16 protein-coding genes are annotated in these 14,526 nt (G+C 64.3%); 13 read left to right on the top strand and 3 right to left on the bottom strand.

The window, feature by feature from the left end; translation table 11 throughout:
- Positions 1 to 181: 181 nt before the first annotated feature.
- The 7 genes from C722_RS0112755 to C722_RS0112725 all read left to right on the top strand — a co-directional run bounded on the left by C722_RS0112755 (position 182) and on the right by C722_RS0112725 (position 6,508).
- Positions 182 to 2,626 (top strand): Lon protease family protein, encoded by a 2,445-nt coding sequence (locus tag C722_RS0112755; RefSeq protein WP_017640866.1) that lies wholly within the window; start codon positions 182 to 184, stop codon positions 2,624 to 2,626.
- Between the two features lie 161 nt (positions 2,627 to 2,787).
- On the top strand, positions 2,788 to 3,129 hold the full coding sequence (locus C722_RS0112750) for a hypothetical protein (protein WP_007160783.1): 342 nt from the start codon (positions 2,788 to 2,790) through the stop codon (positions 3,127 to 3,129).
- Positions 3,130 to 3,210: 81 nt separating this feature from the next.
- On the top strand, positions 3,211 to 3,699 hold the full coding sequence (locus C722_RS0112745) for a TIGR00645 family protein (protein WP_017640865.1): 489 nt from the start codon (positions 3,211 to 3,213) through the stop codon (positions 3,697 to 3,699).
- A gap of 144 nt (positions 3,700 to 3,843) precedes the next feature.
- Positions 3,844 to 4,149 (top strand): DUF6482 family protein, encoded by a 306-nt coding sequence (locus C722_RS0112740; protein ID WP_017640864.1) that lies wholly within the window; start codon positions 3,844 to 3,846, stop codon positions 4,147 to 4,149.
- The gene (locus C722_RS0112735) at positions 4,146 to 5,696 is read left to right on the top strand and encodes a cryptochrome/photolyase family protein (RefSeq protein WP_017640863.1); all 1,551 of its coding nucleotides are present in this window, start codon (positions 4,146 to 4,148) and stop codon (positions 5,694 to 5,696) included. The genes C722_RS0112740 and C722_RS0112735 overlap by 4 nt, the downstream gene beginning before the upstream one ends.
- On the top strand, positions 5,693 to 5,848 hold the full coding sequence (locus tag C722_RS25805; RefSeq protein WP_017640862.1) for a DUF2256 domain-containing protein: 156 nt from the start codon (positions 5,693 to 5,695) through the stop codon (positions 5,846 to 5,848). Before C722_RS0112735 ends, C722_RS25805 begins: the two co-directional genes overlap by 4 nt.
- Before the next feature lie 42 nt (positions 5,849 to 5,890).
- Positions 5,891 to 6,508, top strand: coding sequence for an FKBP-type peptidyl-prolyl cis-trans isomerase (locus C722_RS0112725; RefSeq protein WP_017640861.1), 618 nt, complete (start codon positions 5,891 to 5,893; stop codon positions 6,506 to 6,508).
- 2 nt (positions 6,509 to 6,510) lie between these two features.
- Here C722_RS0112725 and C722_RS0112720 read toward each other — a convergent pair whose 3' ends face one another.
- Complete coding sequence (locus C722_RS0112720; protein WP_017640860.1) at positions 6,511 to 6,765, bottom strand: hypothetical protein; 255 nt, start codon at positions 6,763 to 6,765, stop codon at positions 6,511 to 6,513.
- A gap of 134 nt (positions 6,766 to 6,899) precedes the next feature.
- Positions 6,900 to 7,874 (bottom strand): polyprenyl synthetase family protein, encoded by a 975-nt coding sequence (locus C722_RS0112715; RefSeq protein ID WP_017640859.1) that lies wholly within the window; start codon positions 7,872 to 7,874, stop codon positions 6,900 to 6,902.
- A gap of 400 nt (positions 7,875 to 8,274) precedes the next feature.
- Here C722_RS0112715 and rplU point away from each other — a divergent pair, with 400 nt between their 5' ends.
- From rplU to proB, 4 genes are all read left to right on the top strand, one after another.
- Complete coding sequence (gene rplU, locus C722_RS0112710; protein WP_007160791.1) at positions 8,275 to 8,589, top strand: 50S ribosomal protein L21; 315 nt, start codon at positions 8,275 to 8,277, stop codon at positions 8,587 to 8,589.
- 19 nt (positions 8,590 to 8,608) lie between these two features.
- The gene (gene rpmA, locus C722_RS0112705) at positions 8,609 to 8,875 is read left to right on the top strand and encodes a 50S ribosomal protein L27 (protein WP_026083820.1); all 267 of its coding nucleotides are present in this window, start codon (positions 8,609 to 8,611) and stop codon (positions 8,873 to 8,875) included.
- Positions 8,876 to 8,997: 122 nt separating this feature from the next.
- Positions 8,998 to 10,209, top strand: coding sequence for an Obg family GTPase CgtA (cgtA, locus tag C722_RS0112700; protein WP_017640857.1), 1,212 nt, complete (start codon positions 8,998 to 9,000; stop codon positions 10,207 to 10,209).
- Between the two features lie 15 nt (positions 10,210 to 10,224).
- Positions 10,225 to 11,343 carry a glutamate 5-kinase gene (gene proB, locus C722_RS0112695; RefSeq protein WP_017640856.1) on the top strand — a complete coding sequence of 373 codons (1,119 nt, stop codon included), beginning with the start codon at positions 10,225 to 10,227 and terminating at the stop codon, positions 11,341 to 11,343.
- Positions 11,344 to 11,438: 95 nt separating this feature from the next.
- Here proB and rpsT read toward each other — a convergent pair whose 3' ends face one another.
- On the bottom strand, positions 11,439 to 11,717 hold the full coding sequence (gene rpsT / locus C722_RS0112690) for a 30S ribosomal protein S20 (protein WP_017640855.1): 279 nt from the start codon (positions 11,715 to 11,717) through the stop codon (positions 11,439 to 11,441).
- 243 nt (positions 11,718 to 11,960) lie between these two features.
- On the opposite strand from rpsT, the gene murJ reads away from it, so the two are divergent.
- A complete protein-coding gene (gene murJ, locus C722_RS0112685; RefSeq protein ID WP_017640854.1) occupies positions 11,961 to 13,499 on the top strand; it encodes a murein biosynthesis integral membrane protein MurJ in 1,539 nt (512 codons plus the stop codon).
- A 79-nt stretch (positions 13,500 to 13,578) separates the two neighbouring features.
- On the top strand, positions 13,579 to 14,526 hold the full coding sequence (gene ribF / locus C722_RS0112680; protein ID WP_017640853.1) for a bifunctional riboflavin kinase/FAD synthetase: 948 nt from the start codon (positions 13,579 to 13,581) through the stop codon (positions 14,524 to 14,526).

Below are 14,526 nucleotides of genomic sequence, written 5' to 3'. Positions count from 1 at the left end.
AGTAGGCGTCTGGTGAGAATTTCGTCAAAAAACGCTGGGGTCGGAAAATACCGACAGACGTCATGTCAGCCCCTTCGAACCGCTGCGTTTAAATACGCAGGGGAGCGCGGCTTGCCTTGCCTCCGCTGTCATCCCGGTCGCAGAATGCGGACACTGCTTGCATGCCTGACAAGGACTTACGATGCACGATCCCGTCGCGGCCGGTCTCCGGCTCGCTCCCGATGAGCTGACCCGCCCCTTCGCTCCCGAACAATTCTCCTTTGCCGATACCGATCAGCTCGAACCCTTCCGTGGCATCCTGGGCCAGGAGCGCGCGGTCGAAGCCCTGCAGTTCGGGGTGGCCATGCCGCGGCCCGGCTACAACGTCTTTGTCATGGGCGAGCCGGGCACCGGTCGCTTCTCCTTCGTGCAACGCTACCTCAAGGCCGAGGCCAAGCGGCAGCCGACGCCCAACGACTGGGTGTACCTGAATCACTTCGAAGAGCCGCGCGCACCGGGAGCCCTGGAACTGCCACCTGGCGAGGGCGAGGCCTTCGTGGCCGACATGGCCCATTTCATCGACAACCTGCTGGCCACCTTTCCGGCGGTGTTCGAACACCCGGCGTTCCAGCAGAAGAAGAACGCGATCGAGCGTGCCTTCAACCAGCGCTACGATCAGGCCCTGGATGTGGTGGAAAAGCTCGCCCTGGAAAAGGAGATCGCCCTCTACCGCGACGCCAACAATGTCGCCTTCACCCCCATGAAGGACGGCAAGGCGCTGGATGAGGCCGACTTCGCCCAGTTGCCCGAAGCCGAGCGCGAGCGCTTTCACGCCGATATCTCCAGCCTCGAAGAACGCCTCAACGAAGAACTGTCCAGCCTGCCGCAATGGCGGCGCGAGTCGAGCAACCAGCTGCGCGCCCTGAACGAAGACACCATCATCCAGGCCCTGCAGCCGCTGCTGGCGCCCTTGTCGGAGAAGTACAACGACAACCCCGGGGTCTGCGCCTATCTGCAGGCCATGCAGGTGGATCTACTCAAGACGGTGGTCGAGCAACTGGCCGACGACGCCAAGCCCGACATGCAGCGGCGCAAGGAATTGCGCGAGCAGTACGAGCCCAATCTGATCATCGGCCACCACGTCACCGGCGGTGCACCCGTGGTGTTCGAGTCCCACCCTACCTACGACAATCTCTTCGGTCGCATCGAGTACCAATCCGATCAGGGCGCGCTCTACACCAACTATCGCCAGCTGCGCCCGGGCGCCTTGCATCGTGCCAATGGCGGCTTCCTCATCGTCGAAGCCGACAAGCTGTTGACCGAGCCCTTCGTCTGGGACGCGCTCAAGCGTGCCCTGCATTCGCGCCAGCTGAAGATGGAATCGCCACTGGCCGAGCTGGGGCGCCTCACCGCCATGAGCCTGGCGCCCCAGCAAATCCCGCTGCAGCTCAAGGTCATCATCATCGGCTCGCGCAACATCTACTACACCCTGCAGGAGCTGGATTCGGACTTCCAGGAGATGTTCCGGGTGCTGGTGGACTTCGACGAAGAACTGCCGCTGCGTGACGAGAGCCTGGAGCAGTTCGCCCAGCTGCTCAAGACGCGCACCTCGGAAGAGGGCATGGCGCCCCTGACCTCGGCGGCCGTGGCCCGTCTGGCCACCTACAGTGCCCGGTTGGCCGAGCACCAGGGGCGGCTGTCAGCGCGTATCGGCGATCTGTTCCAACTGGTCAGCGAAGCCGATTTCATCCGTCATCTGGCCGGTGATGAGCGCACTGACAAGGGCCATGTCGAGCGCGCCCTCAAGGCCAAGGAAACCCGCACCGGACGCGTCTGTGCCCGGGTGCTGGACGACATGCTCACCGGGCTCATCCTCATCGACACCCAGGGCGCCGCGGTGGGCAAGTGCAACGGCCTGACGGTGCTGGAAGTGGCCGACTCCGCCTTTGGCATGCCAGCGCGCATCTCGGCCACCGTCTATCCGGGCGCCAGCGGCATCCTCGACATCGAACGCGAGGTCAGTCTGGGCCAACCCATCCACTCCAAGGGGGTGATGATCCTGACCGGCTACCTGGGGAGTCGCTATGCCCAGGAATTCCCCCTGTCGATCTCGGCCAGCATCGCCCTGGAACAGTCCTATGGCTACGTCGATGGCGACAGTGCCTCCCTGGGCGAGGCCTGTACCCTGATCTCCGCGCTGTCGCGCACGCCGCTCAAGCAGTGCTTCGCCATCACCGGCTCCATCAACCAGTTCGGCGAGGTCCAGCCGGTCGGCGGCGTGAACGAGAAGATCGAAGGCTTCTTCCGCCTCTGCCAAGCCCGCGGCCTGACCGGCGAGCAGGGCGTGATCATCCCGCGCGCCAATGTCACCAACCTGATGCTCGACGAAACCGTGTTGGAAGCGGTTCGTGAAGGGCTGTTCCATGTCTATGCCGTACGTCAGGCGGACGAGGCCCTGTCGCTGCTGGTGGGCGAGCCGGCCGGGGCGCCTGATGCCAAGGGCCGCTTCCCCGACGGCAGCGTCAATGCGCGCGTGGTACAGCGTCTCAAGGAAATCGCCGAGCTCGAACTGGAAGATGAACTGGCCGACAAACTCAGTGATAACTCCAAGGCAAAAGGGAAAAACAACGAAGCGGAGGAGAACTGAGGTCCAGGGGGCAGGTCGGATTTTGTACAAGGCGTCGTAGCCCAAGTAGCACGGCGCCCAGACCCGCTTGCCCCCTGTTGACCAACAGGGTTGTCCACAGCCTTTGTGGATACCTCTGGCCTAGGACCGGCGAGCATTGAGCGCTTCGAGAGGATGACGCCATGTCCCGCACCATTACCCTGATCCGTCCCTGCCTGGGCCTCGTCACCCGTATCGAATGCGAAATCAAGCCGCTCGGTCAGGAACAGGGCCTCTGGACCCTGCTGTGCGCTGCCGGCCTCAATGGCCAGCAGCCCACCGCCATCAAGGCCCAGGGGCCTTTCCACGGGCCCAAGGCGGCCGAAGGCGTCATGACCGCCATTGCCGAGAACCTGGTCGAACAGGGCTATATCCAGGTCGAAGAGACCCAGATCTGGCGCCTGCACATGCAGAGTGAACTGCGCAAGATGAATGGCGAACGCGCCCATCAGCAGGTTCGCTTCCAGGTAGGTCCCGACGCCTGAGCAACGGTACAACCTGCCGCATTGGTCCGTCCGCAACGCCCCGGTATACTCGCCCGGCCCTGATAAACCGAGCGAGTCTGCATGGAACGTCTGATCGAAAAAGCCCTTTACGCCTCCCGCTGGCTGCTGGCGCCCATCTATCTGGGATTGTCGTTGGCGCTGGTTCTGCTGGCGCTCAAGTTCTTTCAGGAAGTCTTCCACGTCCTACCGCATATCTTCGAATCCACCGAAGCCGAGCTGATCCTGCTGGTGCTGTCGCTCATCGACATGGCGCTAGTGGGTGGTCTGCTGGTCATGGTGATGATCTCCGGCTATGAGAACTTCGTATCCCAGCTGGACATCGACGAAGGGTCGGAAAAGCTCAGCTGGCTGGGCAAGATGGATTCGGGGTCGCTCAAGAACAAGGTGGCCGCCTCCATCGTCGCCATCTCCTCGATCCACCTGCTGCGCATCTTCATGGATGCCCAGAACACCAATCCCGAATACCTCAAGTGGTACGTGATCATCCATCTGGTGTTCGTAGTGTCTGCCTTTGCCATGGGCTACCTGGATCGTCTGACCAAGCACTAGGGTAGGGCAGCCGCTCGTCCGTTCCGGGCATCTCCGCTTACGCTTTGTGGATTGCGCCGCTGCGCTTGCCTGTCCTAGGTTGTCGAATGCTCACAGCTGCCAATCGACGTCATCCCGGATGTCGATCTCGACCCGGAGGTTCCCATGCAATTGCCGGAATTGACCCAGCGCGCCCAGGCCGGCGAGGTCCGTGAACTCAACCTGCTGTCCATCGAGGGCGGCTTCTATGTGCTCGAGGTGCTCACTCAGGACGGTCGCACGCGGCTGACCGGACGGGACGGGCACTTCTACCGCTTGGGCTCGGCCGCCCAGGCCCGCCGCCTGCTGGCCGATCTGCCGGCACTGCCGTGCTTTCTCATCCAGCACAGCGCCTACGACGAGATGGTCGGCATGGCGCCACGCTCGACCGAGCCGCTGAAGATCCCGCTGAACTACCGGAACGCCTCTTGAGCGAGGGCGCCGTCCGGCGCCTGCTACCGGTCTTCGGCGATCAGCTGTCGCCCCAGCTGGCGTCCCTGCGCGACGCCGATCCCGCGCAGGACGTCTTGCTGCTCGCCGAGGTCATGAGCGAGGCCAGCTATGTGCCTCACCATCCGCGCAAGATCGCCCTGATCTTCAGTGCCATGCGCCATTTCGCCATCGAGATGCGCGCGCGTGGCTTCCAGGTCCACTACCGTACCCTGGACGACCCGGACAACCAGGGCTCGCTGCCGGCCGAGATCGCCTGCTGGGTCAGGGCGTCGGGCGCGCACGAGGTCCATCTGACCGAGACCGGCGAATGGCGACTGGAGCAGGCGCTGCACGGGCTCGATCTGGCGGTGCCTGTGCGCTGGCACGGCGACGACCGATTTCTCTGCAGTCGCGCCGCCTTCGCCCGCTGGGCCGGAACCCGCACCGAATTGCGCATGGAGGCCTTCTGCCGCGGCATGCGCCGGCGCCACGGCTGGCTGATGGAGGGACCAGACGAGCCTTGCGGTGGCGTTTGGAATCTGGACAAGGACAATCGCAAGGCGCTGCCCAGGGGCCATCCTGTTCCCGAGCCCTTCAGCTGTCCGCCCGATGCCTGTACCCAAGAAGTGCTCGAGCTGGTCGGGCAGCGCTTCGCTCACCACTATGGCCGGCTCGACGGCTTCGACTATCCAGTGACCCGCGCGGATGCCGAGCGCCTCTGGCGGCACTTCCTGGATGCAGGGCTGCGCGACTTCGGTACCTACCAGGACGCCATGGCCCGCGGCGAGCCCTATCTGCATCACGCCCGGATCAGTGCGGCGCTCAATATCGGGCTGCTCGACCTGCGCCAGCTCTGCGCGGAGGTGGATGCCGCTTATCGTGAGGGGAGGGTGCCGCTCAACAGTGCCGAGGGCTTCCTGCGCCAGCTGATCGGCTGGCGGGAGTATGTCCATGGCGTCTACTGGCTGCGCATGCCCGAGTATCGGGAGCTCAATGTGCTGGGCAATACCCGGGCGCTACCGGACTTCTACTGGACCGGAGCCACTGACATGGCCTGCATGCGCCAGGCCATCGGCCAGACTCTGGCGCTGGGCTACGCCCACCATATCCAGCGGTTGATGGTCACCGGCAATTTCGCCCTGCTGGCCGGTATCGCGCCCCAGGCCATCGGCGAGTGGTATCTGGCGGTCTACCTGGATGCCTTCGAGTGGGTCGAGCTGCCCAATACCCAGGCCATGGTGATGCATGCGGACGGCGGCTATCTGGCGAGCAAGCCCTATTGCGCCAGCGGCCAGTACATCCGTCGCCAGTCCGACTACTGCAAGGGCTGCCACTACCAGGTCACGGAAGCGCTGGGCGACAGGGCCTGTCCCTTCAACGCCCTCTACTGGCACTTCCTGATCCGCCATCGCGAGCGGTTCGCCCAGTATCCGCGTATGCTCAATCTCTATCGCAATCTCGACCGCCAGGCCCCGGAGCGGCAGCAGGCCCTCTGGCAGCGTGGCGAGGCCCTGCTGGCGCGTCTCGACGCGGGAGAATCCCTATGAAGAAGGGCGATCTGCCCACCAAGGTCTGTCCGGTCTGCCAGCGGCCCTTCGCCTGGCGCAAGAAATGGGAGCGCAGCTGGGACGAGGTGCGCTACTGCTCCGAGCGCTGTCGCCGGCAGCGCGGCAGCCTCGGCGGCGAGCCGGGACCCTGATGTGCTAGGCTCGGCTCCTTTTTTCACGATGGAAAGGCTGCTATGAACGACATCCTGCTCGATACCGACGAAGCTCGCGTCAGCTACGGCATCGGCCGCCAGCTGGGCGATCAGCTGCGCCAGAATCCGGTCCCCGGCATGCAACTGGCTGCCGTGCTCGCGGGCCTGACCGAAGCCTTCGATGGCCAGGATTCCCGGGTGGACGTCGAGTCGCTGAATGCCAGCTTCCGCGTCATCCGCGAGCGCATGCAGGCAGAAGCCCAGGCCAAGGCCGCCGCAGCGGCCCAGGAAGGCGTCGACTACCTGAAGGCCAACGCCGAGCGCCCTGGCGTCGTGGTGCTGCCATCCGGTCTGCAATATGAAGTGCTCACCCAAGGTGAGGGCGCTACGCCAACCCGCGAAGACCAGGTACGCACCCACTACCATGGTACCCTCATCGACGGCAGCGTGTTCGACAGCTCCTACCAGCGCGGCCAGCCGGCCGAGTTTCCGGTCGGCGGCGTGATCGCTGGCTGGACCGAAGCCCTGCAACTGATGCCCGCCGGTAGCAAGTGGCGCCTGCATGTGCCCAGCGAACTGGCCTATGGCGCCCAAGGCGTCGGCGGCATCCCGCCGCACAGCGTGCTGGTGTTCGACGTCGAGTTGCTCGACGTTCTCTAACGCTAGCAGTCCAGGCGTAGCGCCTCGTTTTCCGGGCGCAGCGCCAGGGCGTAGCTGAACAGGAAGACCTGGCGGATCTGCTCCTTCACCACCCGCGGTTCGCTGGAAGTGAGGCTGTGCAGATCCAGCTCGCCCAGGTCCTTGAGTTCTTCCAGGGCCGTCTCGTCCAACTCCGCGCAAACCTTGCCGGTTTCCCGATTGAGGATGCGCAGATAGGGATGAGGCCGGTCCAGCCAGGCGTCGATCAGATAAGTCATGGCAAGGCTCCTGCTGTGCTATTTATGAGAATAATTCTTATTCAATAAATAGCAAGGGATTACCTGACTTTTTTGGTCGGACATGAAAAAGCCCGCGGTCTGGCGACGGCGGGCTCGATCGGTCGGCGCAAGCGTCAGTGAGTCCGGGCCACCGAGAAACGACCCAGGTCGGCGAGGGCGTCGCGATATTCGCTGGCGGGCAGGGCGTCCAGGCAGGCGATGGCCCGCTCGGCGAATTCCTGCGCCTTGCGCGCCGTGTAGTCGAGGGCACCGGCGGCTTCGACGGCGGCACGCACGCTTTCCAGGTCCTGGCTGCCGCCCTGGCGGATCGCCTGGCGCACCAGCGCCGCCTGTTCGGCAGTGCCTTCGCGCATGGTCACGATCAGCGGCAGGGTCGGCTTGCCCTCGGCGAGGTCGTCACCGACGTTCTTGCCCAGGGCCACGGCGTCGCCCTGGTAGTCGAGCAGGTCATCGACCAGTTGGAAGGCCACGCCCAGGTGATCGCCATAGCGGCGCAGGGCTTCGGCCTGCTCGGCGTTGGCGCCGGCTAGGATCGCCGCGCTGTGGGTGGAGGCTTCGAAGAGCATGGCGGTCTTGCCGCGGATGACCTCCATGTAGATATCTTCGGTGGTGCTGGCGTCACGGATCTTCGACAGCTGCAGTACCTCGCCTTCGGCGATGACGCGGGTCGCCTGGGAGATGATGCGCATCACCTCCATGGAGCCCAGCGCCACCATCATCTCGAAGGAGCGGGCATAGAGGAAATCGCCGACCAGCACGCTGGGGGCATTGCCCCAGAGGGCGTTGGCGGTGGAACGGCCGCGGCGCATACCTGAGGCATCGACGACATCGTCGTGCAGCAGGGTGGAGGTGTGCAGGAATTCGATGGTCGCCGCCAGCAACTGCAGATCGTGGTCGGCGCGCCCGAGGGCCTTGCCGGCCAGCAGCACCAGCAGCGGACGCAGGCGTTTGCCGCCGGCGGAGACGATGTAGTCGCCAATCTTCTCGACCAGCGGCACGCGCGAGGTCAGCTGCTGGCGGATGATGCCGTCTACGGCGGCGAAATCGTCCGTCACCACGCGATAGAAGGACTGGGATTGCTGCGTCATTGAGAGGTGTCCACTGGAGGTCCGGGCAATATTCAGGCGGCCGGATGGCGCATGACCGCCAGACTATGCCCTAGGGACCGGCACCAGTGCCATGCCCAGGGATTGCCATCGCGCTCCCGCGGCTCGCCGCTCCTGCCGATTCGGTTGGGCACCGGCCCGGCATGGCCGCTGAACGAGGTTGCGCGGCATGCTAGGGGTGGGGTGGGGGACTGTCAAGGCGCGGGCGGGCGGCTCTTGCCTCCGGGCCTTGGCTTGCGTAGAATCGCGGGCCCTGAACATTCCTAGGGTTAACCCCCTGTCTTACGCAATTGCGCGGCGCTCCTTCCGGTCCCGTGCAGCCATGCCGGTCGACGATACCTCTTATAAAGCACCGGGTGAGCAGGTTTAACGGAGATTTACCATGTCCTACGCAGTTATCGTTACCGGTGGCAAGCAATACAAGGTCGCCGAAGGCGAGTACCTGAAGGTCGAGAAGCTCGACATCGCCACCGGTGAAACCGTCACCTTCGACCAGGTTCTGCTGGTTGGCAACGGTGACGACGTCAAGATCGGTCTGCCGGTCGTTGATGGTGCCAAAGTGACCGCCGAAGTGACCGCCCAGGGCCGTCACGACAAGGTCACCATCATCAAATTCCGTCGTCGTAAGCATCACATGAAGCGTCAGGGCCACCGTCAGTGGTTCACTGAAATCAAGATCACTGGCATCCAGGCCTGATCTCGCCTCTAACGGAGAATTGACTCATGGCACACAAAAAGCGGGTGGTTCTACTCGTAACGGTCGCGATTCCGAAAGCAAACGCCTTGGCGTGAAGCTGTACGGCGGCCAGGTCGTCAAGGCCGGTAACATCATCGTGCGTCAGCGCGGCACCCAGTACCATGCCGGTTACGGCGTGGGCCTCGGCAAGGATCACACCCTGTTCGCGAAAGTGGACGGCGTGATCAAGTTCGACGTGAAGGGCGCCTTCGGCCGTCGTTACGTGAGCATCGTCGCCGCCGCCTAAGGCCCGTGACGAAAGAAAAGCCCTGTCTACCCGACGGGGCTTTTTCGTTTGTAGTTAAGCTATTTCCCTTGTAGTTAAGCTATTTCCTTGTTTGCAGCGGCCCGCGAGCGCGGGAGGTCCAGATGAAATTCGTCGATGAAGTATCCATACACGTAAAAGCGGGTGACGGCGGCAACGGCATGATGAGTTTCCGCCGGGAGAAATTCATCGAGAAGGGTGGCCCCAATGGCGGTGATGGCGGTGATGGCGGGTCGATCTGGCTCGAAGCCGACATCAACCTGAACACCCTGGTCGATTACCGTTACACCCGGCGTTTCACCGCGCAGAACGGTGAGAAGGGCGGGAGCACCGAGTGCACCGGCGCCAAGGGTGAAGACCTAGTGCTGCCGGTTCCCGTGGGCACCACGGTGATCGATGCGGCGACCCAGGAAATCATTGGTGACCTGACCCAGCCCGGTCAGCGCATCCGTGTCGTCCAAGGCGGCTGGCACGGCCTGGGCAACACCCGGTTCAAGTCCAGTACCAATCGCGCGCCGCGGCAGACCACCCCCGGCAAGCCCGGTGAAGAGCGCGACCTCAAGCTGGAGCTCAAGGTGCTGGCGGACATCGGTCTGCTCGGCCTGCCCAATGCCGGCAAGAGCACCTTCATCCGTGCTGTGTCGGCCGCCAAGCCCAAGGTGGCGGACTATCCCTTCACCACCCTGGTGCCGAACCTAGGCGTGGTCAGCGTCGGGCGTTTCAAGAGCTTCGTGGTCGCCGACATTCCGGGGCTGATCGAAGGCGCTTCGGAAGGCGCGGGCCTGGGGATTCGTTTCCTCAAGCACCTGGCGCGCACCCGCCTGCTGCTGCACCTCGTCGACATGGCGCCCCTGGACGAGAGCGATCCGGCCGAGGCTGCCGAGACCATCATCAACGAGCTGACCAAGTTCAGCCCGGCGCTGGGCGAGCGTGATCGCTGGCTGGTGCTGAACAAGGCCGACCAGCTGCTCGATGACGAGCGCGAAGAGCGCCTCAAGGCGGTGGTCGAGCGGTTGGACTGGCAGGGTCCGGTCTTCGTCATCTCCGCCCTGGAGCGGGAAGGCACCGAGCAGCTCTGTCAGGCGATCATGCAGTACCTCGACGAGCGTACCCTGCGTCTTGCCGAGGATCCGGCCTATGCCGAGGCGCTGGAAGAACTCGATCAGCGCATCGAGGACGAGGCGCGGGCGCGGCTGCAGGCGCTGGACGACCAGCGTGCGCTGCGTCGTTCCGGAGTCAAGGCAGTGGACGATGCCGATGACGACTTCGATGACGAAGACGACGGCGACGGTCCGGAAATCTTCTACGTACGGTAAGAAAGGAGCTTGCCCATGCGTGATCAGGTGTCTGGCGCCCAGCGCTGGGTGGTGAAGATCGGTAGTGCCCTGCTGACCGACGACGGTCGTTGCCTGGACGGCGGGGCCATGGCCGGTTGGGTCGAGCAGATGGTGGCGCTGCACCAGGCCGGCATCGAGCTGGTGCTGGTCTCTTCGGGGGCGGTGGCGGCTGGTATGAGTCGGCTCGGCTGGGCGCAGCGCCCGACCGCCATCAACGAGTTGCAGGCCGCGGCGGCGGTGGGGCAGATGGGGCTGGTGCAGGCCTGGGAATCCAGTTTCGCCGAGCATCAGGTGCAGACCGCGCAGATCCTGCTCACCCATGACGACCTGTCCGATCGCAAGCGCTATCTCAATGCCCGCAGCACCCTGCGCACCCTGGTGAGCCTGGGTGTGGTGCCGGTGATCAACGAGAACGATACCGTCGTGACCGACGAGATCCGCTTCGGCGACAACGACACCCTGGCTGCCCTGGTGGCCAACCTGGTCGAGGCCGATCTGCTGGTCATCCTCACCGATCGCGATGGCATGTTCGACGCCGATCCGCGCAACAACCCCGACGCCAGCCTCATCAGCGAGGCGCGCGCCGACGATCCGGCCCTGGATCTGGTCGCTGGCGGTACCGGCGGCGCCCTGGGGCGTGGCGGCATGCAGACCAAGCTGCGCGCGGCTCGTCTCGCGGCGCGCTCCGGTGCCTATACCGTCATCGTCGGTGGCCGTATCCAGCAGGTGCTCAGTCGCCTGCAGCAGGGCGAGCAGCTGGGCACCCTGCTGTCACCCGAGCGCGGCCTGGTGGCGGCGCGCAAGCAGTGGCTGGCCGGGCATTTGCAGGTGCGTGGCACCCTGCGCCTGGACGCCGGTGCGGTGCAGGCCCTGGTGGGCGGGCATCGTAGTCTGCTGCCGGTGGGTGTGCGGGAGTTGGAGGGCAGCTTTCGGCGTGGCGAGATGGTCGCCTGCGTCGGTCCGGATGGGCGCGAAGTGGCGCGTGGTCTGGTCAACTACAGTGCGACCGAGGCGCGACGCATCCTGGGAAGACCTTCGGATGCCATCGTCGTCGAGTTGGGTTACGTCTACGAGCCCGAGCTGATCCATCGGGACAATCTGGTCCTGGTCTGACGATCGTCGATCCTGGCGCCTCTTCGGAGGCGTTGTGTTCTCAAATCGCAGGCAATAAAAAACCGGCCGAGGCCGGTTTTCTATTCGAACGCTGATCAGGCGGCGGCGGGGGTAGCCAGGGCCTTGATGTGAGCGTTCAGGCGGCTCTTGTGGCGAGCGGCCTTGTTCTTGTCGATGATGCCCTTGTCGGCCATGCGGTCGATGACCGGAACGGCAGCGATATAGGCGGACTTGGCTTTTTCCAGGTCCTTGGCGTCGATCGCCTTGACGACGTTCTTGATGTAGGTGCGCACCATGGAGCGCAGGCTCGCATTGTGGCTGCGACGCTTCTCAGCCTGTTTGGCGCGTTTTTTGGCGGAGGGGGAGTTAGCCACCGTGGAGCTCCTTCGAAAAAGACTGTATTGGGTACAGAGCGAACTCTGTAGCGAGTACAGAGCTAAATTAAGGTCGCGAATCTTGACGCCCCTGGCGGCGGCTGTCAAGGCTGTCTGGATGGATATCCGGCTGGTCGCCGATGAAGTGCGTCGTTACACTCGATCGCTTGTGCCCATCGCGCGACTGCGCTCACGCGCATCTTTCGTCACCTCCCGCTGCGTTCACCGAGTGCTCTCTCAGTCATGAATCTGCTCAAGTCCCTGGCCGCCGTCAGCTCCATGACCATGCTGTCCCGCGTGCTGGGTTTCGTGCGCGACACCATCGTCGCCCGCACCTTTGGCGCCGGCATGGCCACCGATGCCTTTTTCGTCGCCTTCAAGCTGCCCAATCTCTTGCGGCGTATCTTCGCCGAGGGTGCCTTCTCCCAGGCCTTCGTACCCATCCTGGCCGAATACAAGGCCCAGCAGGGCGAGGAGGCCACCCGCACCTTCCTGGCCTACGTCAGCGGCCTGCTGACCCTGGTGCTGGCCGTGGTCACGGTGCTGGGCATGCTGGCTGCGCCCCTGGTGATCTGGATCACCGCGCCGGGTTTCGCCGACACCCCGGAGAAATTCGCCCTCACCTCCAGCCTGCTGCGGGTGACGTTTCCCTACATCCTGCTGATCTCCCTGGCGTCCCTGGCCGGCGCCGTGCTCAACACCTGGAACAGGTTCAGCGTACCGGCCTTCGTGCCGACCCTGCTCAACATCAGCATGATCATCTTCGCGCTGTTCCTGACGCCCTATTTCGATCCGCCGATCATGGCGTTGGCCTGGGCGACCCTGGTGGGTGGCCTGGCGCAGTTCCTCTATCAGCTGCCGCACCTCAAGCGCATCGGCATGCTGGTGCTGCCGCGGCTGAATCTGCGCGACGCCGGTGTCTGGCGGGTCATGAAACAGATGGGGCCGGCGATCCTCGGGGTCTCGGTCAGCCAGATCTCGCTGATCATCAACACCATCTTCGCCTCCTTCCTGGCCGCCGGCTCGGTGTCCTGGATGTACTACGCCGATCGCCTCATGGAATTGCCCTCGGGGGTACTCGGCGTGGCCCTGGGGACCATCCTGTTGCCGGCGCTGTCGCGGACCTATGCCAAGGCCGATCGCCAGGAATACTCGCGGCTGCTCGACTGGGGCCTGCGGCTGTGCTTCCTGCTGGTGCTGCCCTGTTCCGCGGCCCTGGCGCTGCTGTCCGAGCCGCTGACCGTCTCGCTGTTCCAGTACGGTCGCTTCGATGCCCATGACGCCCTGATGACCCAGCGGGCGCTGGTTGCCTATGCCGTGGGACTGCTCGGCATCATCCTGGTCAAGGTGCTGGCGCCGGGCTTCTATGCCCAGCAGAACATCAAGACGCCGGTAAAGATCGCCATCTTCACCCTGGCGGTGACCCAGGTGCTCAACCTGATCCTGATCGGGCCGCTGCAGCACGTCGGCCTGGCCTTGGCAATAGGTCTGGCGGCCTGTCTCAACGCCGGCCTTTTATTCTGGCAGTTGCGCCGCCATAACCTGTTCATTCCCCAGGCCGGCTGGACGGGCTTCCTGCTGCGACTGCTGATCGCGGTGGCGGTGATGAGCGCCGTCCTGTTCGGCCTGATGCAGCTGCTGCCCAGTTGGAGCGAAGGGCTGATGTGGCAGCGCCTGCTGCGTCTGGGCGGCCTAGTCGCGGCGGGCGTACTGGCCTATTTCGCCAGCCTGTTCCTGCTCGGTTTCCGCCTGCGCGACTTCAATCGGCGGGCGGTGCTGTGATTGCACATGGCCGGGTGTGCGCCTGTCCTCGCGGCGGGCATCCAGATATAATCGATTAATTTCTGAGCAATCCCTACCCATGCAGCTGTTTCGCGGTCTCCATCATCTCGACGCCTTTCCCAAGGGCTGCGTTGCCACCATCGGCAACTTCGACGGGGTTCACCTGGGGCACCAGGCCATCCTCGCGCGGCTGCGTGAGCGGGCGGCGGAGCTCGGGGTGCCCAGTTGCGTGGTGATCTTCGAACCGCAGCCCCGCGAATTCTTCCTGCCTGACATCGCGCCGGTGCGCTTGACCCGCCTGCGCGAGAAGCTGGAATGCTTCGCGCGCCTGGGCGTCGACAACGTGCTCTGCCTGAATTTCAATCGGCGGCTGCGCGAGTTGTCCGCCGAGGCCTTCGTCCAGCAGGTGCTGGTGGACGGCCTGGGGGTGAAGCACCTGGAGATCGGTGACGACTTCCGTTTCGGCTGCGACCGTGCCGGCGACTTCACCTACCTGAATCTGGCCGCTCGCGACCACGGTTTCACCCTGGAAGCTGCCACCACCGTCGAGCTGGATGGCCTGCGGGTGAGCAGTACCTTGATCCGCCAGGCCCTGGCCGATGGCGATCTGGCCCTGGCCGCACGCATGCTGGGACGACCCTACAGCCTTTCGGGGCGGGTGTTGCATGGCCAGAAGCTGGCGCGTCAGCTGGGTTGGCCCACCGCCAACGTCCAGCTCAAGCGGCGCCGGCCGCCGCTGCGCGGCGTCTATCTGGTCAGCAGCTTGATCGATGGGCGGGTGGTGCCAGGCGTGGCCAACATCGGCCAGCGGCCGACGGTGCAGGGCGATGGTCGTCCGCACCTGGAGATCCATCTGCTGGACTTTGCCGGCGACCTCTATGGCCGCCACCTCAGCGTGACCTTCGTACAGAAGGTCCGCGACGAACAGAAATTCGCCTCTCTGGAGGCCCTCAAGGCGGCGATCGAAGCGGACGTCGCCACGGCCCGCGCCTACTGGCAGGGGCAACCGTCAACGAGCCTGGACTGA

The sequence above is a fragment of the Pseudomonas sp. 313 genome, assembly GCF_000316965.1.
Lineage (GTDB): Bacteria > Pseudomonadota > Gammaproteobacteria > Pseudomonadales > Pseudomonadaceae > Chryseomonas > Chryseomonas benzopyrenica.
This window is presented reverse-complemented; position numbering and strand designations above follow the sequence as displayed.

What these genes read in the sequence shown, in the direction of transcription:
- C722_RS0112755 (WP_017640866.1), top strand. Translation starts at nt 182, where the DNA reads ATGCACGATCCCGTCGCGGCCGGTCTCCGGCTCGCTCCCGATGAGCTG.
- C722_RS0112750 (WP_007160783.1), top strand. Translation starts at nt 2,788, where the DNA reads ATGTCCCGCACCATTACCCTGATCCGTCCCTGCCTGGGCCTCGTCACC.
- C722_RS0112745 (WP_017640865.1), top strand. Translation starts at nt 3,211, where the DNA reads ATGGAACGTCTGATCGAAAAAGCCCTTTACGCCTCCCGCTGGCTGCTG.
- C722_RS0112740 (WP_017640864.1), top strand. Translation starts at nt 3,844, where the DNA reads ATGCAATTGCCGGAATTGACCCAGCGCGCCCAGGCCGGCGAGGTCCGT.
- C722_RS25805 (WP_017640862.1), top strand. Translation starts at nt 5,693, where the DNA reads ATGAAGAAGGGCGATCTGCCCACCAAGGTCTGTCCGGTCTGCCAGCGG.
- C722_RS0112725 (WP_017640861.1), top strand. Translation starts at nt 5,891, where the DNA reads ATGAACGACATCCTGCTCGATACCGACGAAGCTCGCGTCAGCTACGGC.
- C722_RS0112720 (WP_017640860.1), bottom strand. Translation starts at nt 6,765, where the DNA reads ATGACTTATCTGATCGACGCCTGGCTGGACCGGCCTCATCCCTATCTG.
- C722_RS0112715 (WP_017640859.1), bottom strand. Translation starts at nt 7,874, where the DNA reads ATGACGCAGCAATCCCAGTCCTTCTATCGCGTGGTGACGGACGATTTC.
- rplU (WP_007160791.1), top strand. Translation starts at nt 8,275, where the DNA reads ATGTCCTACGCAGTTATCGTTACCGGTGGCAAGCAATACAAGGTCGCC.
- cgtA (WP_017640857.1), top strand. Translation starts at nt 8,998, where the DNA reads ATGAAATTCGTCGATGAAGTATCCATACACGTAAAAGCGGGTGACGGC.
- proB (WP_017640856.1), top strand. Translation starts at nt 10,225, where the DNA reads ATGCGTGATCAGGTGTCTGGCGCCCAGCGCTGGGTGGTGAAGATCGGT.
- murJ (WP_017640854.1), top strand. Translation starts at nt 11,961, where the DNA reads ATGAATCTGCTCAAGTCCCTGGCCGCCGTCAGCTCCATGACCATGCTG.
- ribF (WP_017640853.1), top strand. Translation starts at nt 13,579, where the DNA reads ATGCAGCTGTTTCGCGGTCTCCATCATCTCGACGCCTTTCCCAAGGGC.